Annotated in this window: 9 protein-coding genes and 1 pseudogene; 6 read left to right on the forward strand and 4 right to left on the reverse strand. The window is 40.3% G+C overall.

Annotation, left to right across the window (positions count from 1 at the left end):
* Positions 1–219: 219 nt before the first annotated feature.
* The 4 genes and pseudogenes from ACFVSW_RS23595 to ACFVSW_RS23610 form a co-directional block, all read left to right on the forward strand.
* Positions 220–1021: pseudogene (locus ACFVSW_RS23595) on the forward strand (dicarboxylate/amino acid:cation symporter); the annotation flags it as partial.
* Between the two features lie 177 nt (positions 1022–1198).
* Positions 1199–2587, forward strand: coding sequence for a M14 family zinc carboxypeptidase (locus ACFVSW_RS23600; protein WP_387319060.1), 1389 nt, complete (start codon positions 1199–1201; stop codon positions 2585–2587).
* A gap of 82 nt (positions 2588–2669) precedes the next feature.
* Positions 2670–3257 carry a TasA family protein gene (locus ACFVSW_RS23605; RefSeq protein WP_387319061.1) on the forward strand — a complete coding sequence of 196 codons (588 nt, stop codon included), beginning with the start codon at positions 2670–2672 and terminating at the stop codon, positions 3255–3257.
* Positions 3258–3711: 454 nt separating this feature from the next.
* A complete protein-coding gene (locus tag ACFVSW_RS23610) occupies positions 3712–6309 on the forward strand; it encodes a M14 family metallopeptidase (protein ID WP_387319062.1) in 2598 nt (865 codons plus the stop codon).
* Positions 6310–7095: 786 nt separating this feature from the next.
* Here the strand turns inward: ACFVSW_RS23610 and ACFVSW_RS23615 are convergent.
* The 4 genes from ACFVSW_RS23615 to ACFVSW_RS23630 form a co-directional block, all read right to left on the reverse strand.
* The gene (locus tag ACFVSW_RS23615) at positions 7096–8424 is read right to left on the reverse strand and encodes a replicative DNA helicase (protein WP_387319063.1); all 1329 of its coding nucleotides are present in this window, start codon (positions 8422–8424) and stop codon (positions 7096–7098) included.
* Positions 8345–8683, reverse strand: a complete 339-nt coding sequence (locus ACFVSW_RS23620; RefSeq protein WP_387319064.1) for a replicative helicase loader/inhibitor — start codon at positions 8681–8683, stop codon at positions 8345–8347. The genes ACFVSW_RS23615 and ACFVSW_RS23620 overlap by 80 nt, the downstream gene beginning before the upstream one ends.
* The gene (locus ACFVSW_RS23625) at positions 8680–9594 is read right to left on the reverse strand and encodes a hypothetical protein (RefSeq protein WP_387319065.1); all 915 of its coding nucleotides are present in this window, start codon (positions 9592–9594) and stop codon (positions 8680–8682) included. The genes ACFVSW_RS23620 and ACFVSW_RS23625 overlap by 4 nt, the downstream gene beginning before the upstream one ends.
* A 296-nt stretch (positions 9595–9890) precedes the next feature.
* The gene (locus tag ACFVSW_RS23630) at positions 9891–10523 is read right to left on the reverse strand and encodes a LysE family transporter (RefSeq protein ID WP_387319066.1); all 633 of its coding nucleotides are present in this window, start codon (positions 10521–10523) and stop codon (positions 9891–9893) included.
* Between the two features lie 377 nt (positions 10524–10900).
* Between ACFVSW_RS23630 and ACFVSW_RS23635 the strand changes: the two genes are divergently transcribed.
* Positions 10901–12265, forward strand: a complete 1365-nt coding sequence (locus tag ACFVSW_RS23635; protein ID WP_387319067.1) for an amino acid permease — start codon at positions 10901–10903, stop codon at positions 12263–12265.
* A gap of 125 nt (positions 12266–12390) precedes the next feature.
* Positions 12391–12984 carry a YdeI/OmpD-associated family protein gene (locus tag ACFVSW_RS23640; protein ID WP_387319068.1) on the forward strand — a complete coding sequence of 198 codons (594 nt, stop codon included), beginning with the start codon at positions 12391–12393 and terminating at the stop codon, positions 12982–12984.
* Positions 12985–13223 lie beyond the last annotated feature (239 nt).

The following is a 13223-nucleotide window of genomic DNA, read 5'->3' on the forward strand; positions in this document are numbered from 1 at the left end:
TTATTAAAATGAATTAGGAGTAATTTCCTAGTTTGTAAAGGAGGTGGAATCTATTATCAAAAAACAAACCGTTGCACACGCTTCATAAATTAAGTAATTGAGCGTTTTAAAAGTCGATTTTATCTTATAGCTGTTGCTTTTGCTATATCACCCGGTAAAGGATTGGATATTTCAACAGCCGATGTCGGAAGCAAAGCAGCCGATCCAGAGACTCAAGATTTAGGAATCGCTATTACTTTAGTTGGAGAAAAAGCACAACCTGTATATCGGTTTTTTGATGGATTTGCTGAAATAATGTATAAAATCACTGGCATAGTGATGAAAACCGCCCCAATCGGTTATCCTTCGGTTAGTTGTTCCGATTGTTGGAGAATACGGGTTGTCCGTACTTATGCCATTAATGAAGATTATTTTGGCTGTTTACATTGCCTGTATTATCCATGCTTTGATTGTATATTCATTAGCTGTAAAATCATTTGCAAAAATGAATCCGCTTACATTTTTTAAAGGGATTTCTCCTGCCGCAGTTATTGCTTTTAGTACTGCAAGCAGTGCAGGGACATTACCCTTGACAATAAAAAACACACGAGAAAATTTAGGAGTATCCGAGAGAATCAGTAGTTTTGTGCTCCCGCTTGGGGCCACAATTAATATGGATGAAACTGCTATTTATCAAGGGGTATCCGTTATCTTTATCGCACAATTTTATGGTTTGGATCTTTCATTTGTCGCATTGCTCACTGTTGTATTAACAACCATATTAGCATCCATTGGCACAGCCGGTGTTCCTGGTGCCGGATTGATTATGTTGACCCAGGTTCTTTCTTCCGTCGGTTTACCACTTGAAGGAATTGCCTTGATAGCTGAGATTGATAGAATCCTAGATATGATGCAAACTACTGTCAATATAGTTGGAGATGCTTCCGCAGCTGTTTTTGTAGCAGGTTCAGAAAATGAACTTAAAATGCAATCTACTAATATGAATTCAGAAAGTGGCCTTGAAAATTATGAAATTGTTTGAAACCTATTGTGTTTGAATAGGGCATCCCCTATTTCAAATTGATAGAATATTATTCAATAAAATTAGGAGGTGTCCATCAAAATGCATTATAAGGACTCATCGTAGAGCAGGACAAGCACGTGAATACATTTCTAACAAGAATCATGCAAATATAAATTATTATTCAGGGAGGGCATTATGAAAACGAATATTTGGGGAAAAATTGTATCTTTTGTTGCAATTTTAATGATATTGTTGATGCCGGTAAGCGGAACATCTGCTGAAGCCAATATGGCACCTGATTGGATGAGCAATGAGGAACTTGCTCAAAGGTTAAGCGCAATTGAACAGGCTAGTAACGGAAAAGTAGAGGTTACGGTCATGGGGCATTCATCTCAAGGAAATGATATCTACGCTGCTCGTGTTGGAACGGGTAAGCAAGTGCTCATAATCAACGGTAACATTCATGGTAATGAGAAGAGTGGTCCTGAAGCAGTTGTAAGCTTGTTAGAAACCCTTGCTGGCGATAGCTCCTTTGCTAAAGGTGTTCGTGATAAGCTCACAATAGTTGCTATCCCACGTTTTAACCCTGATGGTGCTGCATTAACTCAACGTCAAAATGTTTTTCCTTGGCAAGAAGTTGTTGCTGCTTACCCGCAACTAGAAGGTGCTGCTCCTGCTTGGTACTATAATTCAAGAGCCCGCGGTTTTGATGTCAACCGTGATTTTAGTGCAGATTTAAACTACGTACCAAGAGCAGAGGATTTTCCTGGAAATGATCTTGAACCCGGGTTTTTCATAACTTCAGAGGCTCAGGCTCTTAGAGATCTTTATCTGGAATTGAAAGCTGAGTTTGGTCATGTAGAAGCTTTCGTTGACCTTCATCACATGGGAACTCCAGTAACTAATAAAACGGGTGAGCCTGCTACGATTGCAATAGACTGGCCACCACTAGGACCAGCTGACAGCGGTAAATACGATGATTGGACATTATTGGATCAAGAAAAATCCAAACGTTATGCATTGGCTGCTGCCCTCGGTGTAAAAGAATTGTCTGATAAAGAAGAGAATGGTGTTGTTCAGTATATTCACTTTCAAGAGCGAGACTACCCTGGACAAGCTAGATGTGCATTTGCCCTTAACGGAACGGCGACCGTCCTATTCGAAATGCCTGGACAACAACCTCAAGTTGGCTACGATCAGGAATTGATAGATCGTGTTGAAAACGGGCTATGGGGTATTATCAATCGTATGGTAGATGGTTCTATCGATAATTTGAATGGAGATCATTTCCTTAAACTACCTAAATATTGGACAGATAACACAACTGACATGAAAGATATGGTTGAACTCTATACGAAACAGGGTGCAATCAATAATGCTAGTGCTTCTCGTATATTAGCAAACCAGTTGGCTGGATTGGAACAGTTTGAAAAAGGTGGAAATGCTGAGAAAATGGTCAAGCATTTACAATCATTTAAAACAGTACTTTCTCAATACAGGCAACAAGGCGTGGTGTCCTCGGCTGTATATAGCAGACTCAATGGAGATGCCAACCTTTTGCTTGACAGGTGGAGCTTAAGGTAAAAAAATAACCATTTGTGGCGGTTTATCAATGGTAGAAATCCGTTCAAAAATAAAAGGGGAAAAAGCTTAAGGAGGAGTAAACATGGGATTTAAAAAGAAATTTGCTATGGGAGCTATGTCGGCACTAATGGGGTTATCCTTAATTGGGGGAGGAACTTACGCGTATTTTAGTTCCAGTGCAGCTACTGACAATACGTTTGCGGCGGGCACGCTCGACTTGTCGGCTCAACCGACAACAATCATCAATATCGACAACATTGCGCCTGGAGACTCGATGACTCGTGTCTTTGAATTGCATAATAACGGGACGCTGGATATCAAGAACGTGACGTTGGATACCGCGTATTCCGTGGTTGATGCCCAAGGGGATAACACGGAGGATTTCGCCAAGTATATTGAAGTGGAATTTCTGTACAATATGGACCAATTTAATGAAGTTATTTACACAACAACATTAGACCAGCTAAAGGGTATGAGTCCTAAAGCGGTGTCAGAAAAGATATTTAATGAAGCTCTTGATGGTGGCGTCCTTGCTGCGGGCGATGAACATGATTTGGTAGTGAAGTTCAATTTCCTGGATAATGGGAGAAATCAAAATCAATTCCAGGGGGATAAGCTCAAACTAACTTGGACTTTTAATGCCACACAGGGCGATGGCAGAGACCTATAAGATTAAAAAAGGTGCGTTAGTGCAGCTTACTTAATTGGATTTAGACATTTCCTTATCAAACATGAATTGGGGTATGGTTTGGTTGGTTCATATCTATTTCCTTGATTTTAGCGAGTTTATGGGACTCATAGGAAATAAAAACAGCAGAATGGCTGGGACAGTTGGTGAACTGTCCCGCCTCATTACAATCAAATTGATCCACTTCTCCGCACATAATTTATATGAATATATCGATTTCTAATACTTTAAACCAATAATTATTGATAAATAAAAAGTGCATAAGAAAATCATCACAGAAGGCAAAAATGCTGAAGATTTTTCTCGCTAAAAACATAGGGACAGCAGTGTAATTCTACTAGCTTAAAAATCTAAATCACGGATCGAGGCTTAAGTCATAAGAATCATTTTAGGAAAAATATCAAGGGCGTCTAAATATTTTTTGGGAGTGAAATGAATGAAAAGAACACTGGTAACCTTATTATCAATGATTCTGCTATTTTCTATCGTGACTCACGCTTTGGCTGGTAACAATAACGATGAACCTAAACCCGCTGCGGTCCCTGCACTGGAAGTTGGGGAATTAGTCAGAATTTTAGTGCCTGGCAGCGATGTCCTGGATACCCTGCAGAACAAGGGCTTTGACCTTGCCGGTGGTGTAAAGCGTGTCCCCGACGGCATTGAGGTGGATGCTTTACTGACAAAAGAACAGCTTAAGGCGCTGCCTGGATATGGCGTCATGATAGCCGATAATCCAAAGCGGGAATCTCCCCAAAAAGCACAGCGTTTATTGGCGGCGAAACCCGCCAAAGATAAAGTTACGATTGGAAGGGTTGACTGGTTTACCACTAAAGGACAGGGATTCTTGTCAGTTGAAGCAAAAACGACAGCCGAGGACGGAGCCGTTCTGACGCTGCATTGGGGTGACAAGTCCCAAAAGATGGAACTTTATAGAGACTCCGGTGTTTATATGTACCATCGGGTGCTTGCCAAAGTGGACGGACCTAGGCCGGACACAATAAAGGTTACGAGCTCGCTCGGCACCGAAAGCAGCGCAGGAGTGAAAGACTGGCTCTACCCCAGTGAAGCTGATATTGACCGCCCCGGATACAAGAGCGGCTTTGCTGATGGATACCAAAATCCGACACAGCTGTATAAACGGATTGAACAGTTAGCGGCGGAACATCCGGAAGTTACTGAAATTATTGAACTGCCAAACCAAACAAATGGCTACCGCCGTCACTCGCAGGCACAATTTGGCAATGGAACAAGCGGGGCGAGCGGAGATCTCAATAGTACATTCTATGTATCTTCGAAAAAATACGGTCATGAAGGCGGCAATGACATTACCGTAGCGCTGAAGCGCCAATCAAATGCTGATAAAACTTCTGTGTCGGTCAACGGGAACGAAATCACTGTACATCTGGCTTCCGACAAAAACGACCCAAGCAAACTTGCAGCGACGGCAAAAGAAGTTGTAGCTGCGATTAATGATAACCCGGTAGCCATCTCATTAGTAACCGCAAATTTGTACCGGAACGGTAATGGCAGTGGTATTGTGAAAGAGTTTGCGGCAACTAAGCTGTCCGACTTCTTGAAAGCCCCGGGGGAAATTTCCCGTGAGCCTTATACAATTAAAGCCCTTCGCATAGGCAAGCAAAGAGATGGATCAAAGCCAGCTGTTTTGATTCAGGCTCAAGATCATGCGCGGGAATGGGTAACCCCTCTGGTAGCACTAGAATCAGCCGAAAGGTTGCTGGCAAACTATAAAACTGATGAAAAGACAAAAGAGATCGTCGACAACGTAGACATTTTCATCATTCCATCCAATAACCCGGACGGTGCCCACTATACCTTCTTTGACTCGAACATGCAGCGACGGAATATGACGAACCACTGCGGACCTGAGAATGCCGACCCAGGGCGCCGGAATAACTGGGGAGTCGACCTCAACCGTAATTATTCAGTCGGTTCTGTTTACGATGGGTATGACGGCGGTTCAACTGTATGTACATCCGATACGTACGCTGGACCTGGTAAATTATCTGAGCCGGAAGCCAAGAATGTTGTCTGGCTGGCTGAAAATTATTCAAACATTAAATTTTTTATGACTGTTCACAGCTACGGAGGCCAATTGTTCTGGCAGCCTGGCTCTTACAAAGCGAATGGCCGTATTACAACGCCGCGCCCTCCACTTCGTGATGAACAGTACTACTGGCAAATGGCTGAGAAAATCCTGTCCAATGTTAAAAGCTTGCGTGACTCTGTTGTTCAGCCGGCTAACATTGGAGGCTCTTCGGATGTCCTCTATTCCTCCGCAGGCAATGTTCGCGAAGAATTGTACAACAATTATGGCATCTATGCGTTCGGATGGGAGGTAGGCGGCGAACAATGGGATCCAAATGCTCAAAGATGGCTGGCTCCAGGCGGATTCCAGCCGACATGGGCGGAAGGAAATCTTCAATACCAGGAGTATGCCAGCGGTGTCATCACAATGTTTGAACTTGCGATGGAGTACGGTCGTGATAACGAGCCGGCCACTACAGGAATCATACAGAACAAACAGCCTGATGGTTCAGTAAATATTACATTCTCGCAAAGCAAACCGGCCAGCATTCACTATACGACAGACGGAAGCACTCCAACAGTCGATTCACCGACCTATGAGGCTCCAAATATCCGTGAACCTGGTGAAACGATCAAGGTTTATGAAAACACGACGTTTCGCTGGATTTCCGTCGATGTTAAAGGCAAAGCCGAGAAGGAACAAAATGTCGAAGTAAAGGTTGAAATAAGTGCGGCAAACATGAAGAAGCTTGTAGAAAACTTCCAGAATGATGGGGACATTACAAATTACGACGCTGCCAAATCCTTGTCAATGCATCTGTCCGCCTTAAGCCTTTACGAAGAAAAAGGATTAAGGGAAAAAGCCCATAAACATATGAATGGTTTCAAGGTACTGCTGGACAACCATTATTCAAACAACTTTATTTCCGAAAAAGCCTTTAATGTATTACAAGCACATGCTGATTATTTAATCAATCAGTGGAAATAGAGTCCGAAAATAAGAAATTCTCTCCATTATGGAATTGAAGTGCTCCCCACTAAGTAGACAGGTAAAAAATTAAAGCCTTGACACTTAAAGTAGCGGGTTCAGTTACGGGGGAGAATAAAACAAATAGCGATAGAAATAACACACAAATTTAGCATACAACTCACCAACGAATTAACGGTGTAAATATCAAGGAATAAAGTAGGGAAGCCTCGAGAAGGGTTTCCCTACTTTATTTTCGGAAGCCCGAAATATAAAAAACAAACGCACCCTCCGGTACGGAGAACAAAGAGCCGTAAATTCTGATTTTTTTAATCGAATTTCGGCTCTTTGACTGTTCTCCTTGGAAATAAGCATGCTTATCGGGAAGGCAGGAAATTAAAAACGGCATTCCGGCCCAAATTAACCGCTCTAAAGCATCTTTTAAACTAAACGCTTTCACGTCCATTTCACTAATAAACGAGGCAAAATTGCCCCTATAAAAACGTGAGTAATCCTCATCTAAAGTGAATTATCTGGTAAAAGAAGTATTATTTAGAGGAAAAAGTCACGTCCAATTTTTAGGTGCAGGTGCCATGCTTGGTGCCGAATTTTTAAAATTACAAATCACATGAAAACACTAGGAATAAAAAAAGCTTGATTTATCAGTACTTGAGGGTACATCAAGATACTAGAAAAACAGGTAGTAAACTTCAAAACTGCTTGAGACCTGCGTGCCAGGTCTGGTGGGTTCGATTCCCACGCAGTCCCGCCAAATCAAATCTTATTTTATTCCATATATATAATTGCCTACACCAAATAATCCCGAAAGCGGCTATAGTTCTTTTCAAACGCCAGCTTGATAACCCCCACTGGACCGTTCCGATGCTTGGCAATATTCAGGTTAATCAGCTCGCACTTATCCGGGCTTACCTGTTCAAACTCATCCCGGCTTAATAGCATGATTACATCGGCATCCTGCTCAATGCTTCCAGAATCCCGCAAATCCGACATCACCGGACGTTTGTCCGCCTGCTGCTCCACACCTCTGGACAATTGGGACAACAAGACAATCGGCACCTCATAATGTCTCGCAATCTGCTTTAACTCTCTTGTTATACTGCCAACCGCCAAATCTTGGCGTTCAAACTGCTTCGTTTGGGTAATGAGTTGTAAATAATCGATTACCACCAGGTGACCGCCATTTGCGTGCTCCCGCTTCGTCTTCTGGATTGCTGCGCGAATGTCGGCAACTGTTTGCCGCGGCTCATCGTGGATATGTAAATCCCAATTATCCAAATTTCCGACCGCATTTACTGCTCGTTCATAGTCATTCTCGCTGAAATAACGGTAAGAATTTTTCCATTTGGAGCCTTCCACATAGGAAATATCACTAAGCATCCGTTTGATTAACTGTTTTGCGGGCATTTCTAACGAAAAGAAATCAACGGCTCCGCCTTCCTTGCAGCAGTTTTCCGCCAGGTTTAGAGCCAGGGCCGTTTTTCCAACTGATGGTCGTGCGGCGATAATAATCAAATCTCCATTCTGCAGTCCATTTAGCATGCTATTGAGTAGGGAAAAACCAGTATCCGTCCCTGAAATTTCCCCTTGATCCTCGACCATCTCTTCAAACACATCGTATAAGATATCCCGTTTTGATTTAGGGTTCACTTTCCCAAAATCTTGTAAATCCGTATAGGTTTTATAAAAATGCTCGGCCCGTTCTAATGTTGGCTCGTTTAGAAACTGGAACCCAGACCTCGTGAGCATTCTTAGTTTATATTCGTTCAGTATAATGGTTTGATAGTGTTCATAGTTGTCTGCTTTGGGACAGCGGCTGATAATGTTATTCATATAACTGATACCGATATTTTCGCTGTTGCCTGCTAATTTTTCAGCCATTAAAATAATATCAATGGGCTTATTTTCATTTTGCAGTTCCTTCATCGCTTGAAACAGGAGCTGATTTCGTTTCTGTGAAAAATGGCATGACTCTAAGGTGATTTCATGAATCAGTTCAGGAGCGAGAAAGACCGCGCCTAATAGGATGCCTTCCGCTTCAAAAAGATTTTCTTGCTGAATATTCGGCAAGCCATTCAGGTAATGAATTTCGTTGCTCAGGTTTGCGTTCGCGTTCAATTCTCTCCCGTCCTTTCTTCATCCATTCCTGCAGCATTTCTGGAAAATCATTTTCTTCAAAAGGAAATACAGCAATATCAGCAATCGCAGGTGGAAAAGGACTTTTTCGAATGTGGTTTTTTACCTTCGCCATTACCTTTTCATAATCCATTTCAGAACAGAATTGGAACCATTGCTGGACCGTCTCGTCCTTAAATATGCAGTTGGGATAAACCGATTCAATAAGTATTAAAAGTTTAACTACTTCTTCCTTGGTCATTGCGATTCCTCCTGTAAGATAATTTTCCCTTTCTGAATCAGCCGCTCAACCCGATCAGTCATGGATTCTTTCTTTGTTTTTTTGGGCTGTTTACTGTTTTTCTCCGCATCTAGTATTGTCTTAATGACCTTTTCGCAATACAATGCACTGTTTATTTTCCCATTCGGATTCCTCCTGCGATGCTCACAGAAAACTTCCTCTAACAAAGATTCCAGCTGCTCGATTTTCAAATGAAGCTCACAGATTCTTTCAATTGCTAATTCATCTTTTCGATTCAAAAAGACTCCATTATTTCGTAAGGTGATAAATCGATTGGCAACCCGTTCGATCCGTTTTTCCCTTTCCTCGGCATTGTTATCTGACGAGACCGGGCATTTTTGATTTTCGGTTTTTTCTTGCCGTTCATGCGAGCGGTTCTTCCCGTTTTCTGGATGAGGATGTTGATCATTATTTATTACATTCTTAAATTCTTGATTTCTTTTATTTTGTTCCAGCTCAGTTTTGTTATCGTTCTCCGGGTGTTCCACATCCGTTTCGCGAAACGGAGGGCAAAAAAAATCACCAGTTCCGTCCAAACACTTAAAGTCATCAGAATTTACCACCGTAAAGAGGGTTCCCAAAGATGTTTCTTCAGCCATTAGCAGCCCTTTTTTCACAAGTTTGTCGACAGCACGCTTTACTGTACTCTTATCGAGTGCTTTTTTGGCTCGTCCTTCTATGTACATCAAATCCTCGCCTAACTGGGAATAAGCTCTTACATACTGACCTTTTTTTAACTTCATTCCATTCAAAACAATTCCATCTGCGTATGCTGCCTTCAGTAAGATCCACACATAAAGCCGGAAAGCTGTAACGTTAAACCATAATTCATCATTCGTAAATTGCTTCGTCAATTTTACCCAGCCAGACATCTAACCATCCCCTAAAAGTTTTGTCAACTGATATTTATTGAAAAATAGGATAAAAGGACAGGGTCAAAAAAAATTTTTTTGCAGATTGGCTAAATATTTTTTTTGATGATGAGAAATTGACGGAGTCAATTGTCAATAACCTGACGGAAATATTGACCGAAAGAAAAGGGAAGCCCGCAACCTGCTTTAGCTTCCCTTTTTACAAAATATTAACTTGATAGGTTTCGTTTTGTTTTAAATTAAATTTTATGTCTTTCCTACCATCGATAATTTATCATTCCAGTTCGTTTACAAGATTAACTCCAAAGTGCATAAATCCCTTGATATCCAAAATATATACCAAACACGATTAATGAAACACCAGAAACAATAGAAATAGCGATTAAACTCTTAAGGTTTAAAAGGTTTCGAAACCCCGAAATAAGTGTTGCAACAAATAAATCCCAAAAGATAAGACCAAGAAAGATCATACTACTATACAACAAGAGCATTTCAGTACCGTTCGTTTGGATTGTTTTAGCTAAGATCGAGCCATAGATCCCTAACCAAAATAAAATCGTTAAAGGGTTTGTAATAGATACGATAAACCCTGTGAGAAAGCACTTAAATAAAGACTCCTTTTTTCTGCTGTAATTCAAGGTAATGTTATTTGAATTTTTAATACTCTCTATTCCTGAATAAATGAGAACAAATCCCCCAAATAGCCAGAGAAAGATTTGGATCATAGGAATATCTAGAAATTGAACCATACCTAAATAAACTAACAACATAAAAATTCCATCTGCAAACAGGGCTCCTGTCCCAACAATCCACGAGTGCCAGAAGCCATTTTTAATCCCTTTATCCAAACGGGCAGAATTAACGGGTCCAATTGGAGCGGCTAATGTAAATCCTAAAATTAAGTAACTAATCAATATGCTTATGCTCAAAAAAGATCACTCCACGCCAATTGATTAACGAACTTGTACATTTTATGAGAAAAATATAGACTCATGTCCAAAAAAATAAATTTTCCTTATAAAACGGGATTTATTCTCTAGCACTTTTTAAGATATAGAAACGGGAAATTGCTCATTGAGCATTAGCGTTTTTCTGCCCTTTGGTTTTTTTTTCAAGGAATCCTATTACTATGAAAGTTAATAATAACTTAAGTGAATAATTATTTATCTGGGAAAACACAGAAACCTTTTGCAGTATTGCAAAAAAACTTAAGAATCAGTCCTTCTTTGGAACCCTAAAGTGAAAGCATATGAGCAAGTTGAAAAGTTTGTTTTTTACAGGATTACTACATAAGGGGAGTTATTACATGGATTTTTTTATCCCAAGAGCTGGCGGTAAGAGTAAGGGGGAGGAGGGAGCAAATTTAAGTTGGTGGCAGTTGTCATTAATCGGGATTGGCTGTACGATTGGAACAGGTTTTTTTCTTGGGTCGACGATTGGTATAAAGGTAACCGGTCCCTCTATTGTCTTTTCATTTATTTTAGCTGCCTTAGGGACGTACGTTGTTTATAATTTATTAGCAAAAATGACTGCAGAGGATCCTCAAGATGGTTCGTTCTGCTACTATGCAAACAAAGCATACGGACGGTGGGCCGGATTTAGCTGCGGCTGGAATTATTGGTGCTCAAATATCCTGATTATGGGCAGCCAGCTGACTGCGCTTTCGATCCTATCAAGATTTTGGTTTCCGAATGTTCCACTCTGGCTCTTTGCGATGGGGTATGCGATTCTATCCATTATTGTTGTTATAACAGGCAATAAAGGGTTTGATAAAGTGGAAAATGTATTAGCGATCATTAAAACAGCGGCTATCGTCATGTTTATTATTATCGCTGGTGCTGCCGTATTTGGCTGGATCCATGGTGATGTGAAACACCCTGGTTTTCCCCGTTCAACAAAAGAACTATTTCCAGAAGGCTACAGAGGGTTTTGGTCATCTTTAATCTATGCATTTTATGCGTATGGAGGAATTGAAGTCATTGGCCTCATGGCTATGAGGCTAAAAAAGAAAAAGGATGCGCCTAAAGCTGGAATTATCATGTTGATTGTATTAGTCATCATTTATGTGCTTTCAATAGGGCTTGCAGTCTATATGGCTGCACATGGGGCATTTACTGAAAAGGAAAGCCCTTTTGTCACAGCATTAGATAAATATCATTTTGCTTTTTTTCCGCATGTATTTAATGCGGCTATTATTTTGGCCGGATTTTCAACCATGACCGCTTCCTTGTTTGGGGTAACTACACTGCTTGTGACTCTAGCAGAAGGTGGTGATGCGCCATCCTTGTTTTCTAAAAAGCTAAAAAAGTTTAAAGAACTCCCACTCCCATCTTTAGGACTGGCGACAATTGGATTAATTGCCTCCATTGTCACTGCTTTGCTGCTGCCGGGTAAGATTTATGAATACATTACGACTGCAGCAGGGATTTTAATTCTCTTCAACTGGTCCTTTATTATCATTTCTGCGCTCCGTATTTTAGAAATTAAACTAGGGGGAAAAATGCTAGCTTTTTTAGGATTAGTTCTTATTATTGCTGCGGTAAGCGGAACATTGATGGAAAAGAGTATTCGCATGGGTCTATTTGTAAGTTTATTAGTAGCCGCGATTATTGGATTAATTGCCTTTATCATGCAAAAAATAGTCTGGAAGAAGGCAAGCCAAAAAGGATAAATACAACGAAAGATATTAATGATGTATATTTAAGTAAAGCAATTAAAGTGACAAAAAGAATGTGAGAAATTGAGATGTATATTCTTGACTGTCAGCTGATAAAAAATTGAAGAGGGTGTTCCTTGATGACAAATAGCAAATTGAATCCTAAGGTGGATGAATTTTTAAGTAAGTCTAAAAAGTGGAAGGAAGAATATGAGAAGTTGAGAAATATCGTTCTTGACTGTGAGCTGACCGAAGAATTTAAGTGGATGCATCCTTGTTACATGTTTGAGAAAAAAAACATTGTGTTAATCCACGGATTTAAAGAATATTGTGCACTTCTGTTTAACAAAGGTGCCTTATTAAAGGATACCCATGGCATTCTAATCCAACAAACGGAGAATGTACAGGCAGCGCGCCAGATTCGGTTCACCAGTCTTCAAGAAATAGTTGAAATGGAAACCATCTTGAAAGACTATATTTATGAAGCCATTGAAGTTGAAAAAGCCGGTTTGGAAGTGAATTTTAAGAAGACGACAGAATACGTAATTCCTGAAGAATTACAAAATAAATTCGATGATATCCCTGCCTTGAAAACTGCATTTGAAGCATTGACACCGGGACGGCAAAGAGCATATATTCTTTATTTTTCTAGTCCCAAACAATCCAAAACGCGAGAGTCAAGGGTTGAAAAATATATGCAGCAAATTCTCAATGGAAAGGGATTAAATGATTAGCATATTCGAATTACTGTACACAAAAAGTGTAGCTTTTTGCTAAAAGGTATGCTTTTCTTGAATGGATGTTTTAACAAAATATAGGTTATTTTTGAGAGCTTGAAAAATACAAGCTTATATACACTCCTTGTATATTCTGGCTCTTTTTTTAAATATAGACATTTATATTCGGACCGCCCTTCCCCACATTTTTTTCGTAAATTTTCCATACTTTTGTCACTAAACTTTCAAATGAAGGT

The organism is Neobacillus sp. NPDC058068, from assembly GCF_042885335.1.
Classification (GTDB): domain Bacteria; phylum Bacillota; class Bacilli; order Bacillales; family Cytobacillaceae; genus Neobacillus.

Bases quoted from the DNA above. Each gene is read 5' to 3' on its own strand.
- ACFVSW_RS23625 (WP_387319065.1), bottom strand. From the start codon at position 9,594: ATGTCTGGCTGGGTAAAATTGACGAAGCAATTTACGAATGATGAATTA.
- ACFVSW_RS23610 (WP_387319062.1), top strand. From the start codon at position 3,712: ATGAAAAGAACACTGGTAACCTTATTATCAATGATTCTGCTATTTTCT.
- ACFVSW_RS23635 (WP_387319067.1), top strand. From the start codon at position 10,901: ATGGATTTTTTTATCCCAAGAGCTGGCGGTAAGAGTAAGGGGGAGGAG.
- ACFVSW_RS23640 (WP_387319068.1), top strand. From the start codon at position 12,391: ATGACAAATAGCAAATTGAATCCTAAGGTGGATGAATTTTTAAGTAAG.
- ACFVSW_RS23605 (WP_387319061.1), top strand. From the start codon at position 2,670: ATGGGATTTAAAAAGAAATTTGCTATGGGAGCTATGTCGGCACTAATG.
- ACFVSW_RS23620 (WP_387319064.1), bottom strand. From the start codon at position 8,683: ATGACCAAGGAAGAAGTAGTTAAACTTTTAATACTTATTGAATCGGTT.
- ACFVSW_RS23600 (WP_387319060.1), top strand. From the start codon at position 1,199: ATGAAAACGAATATTTGGGGAAAAATTGTATCTTTTGTTGCAATTTTA.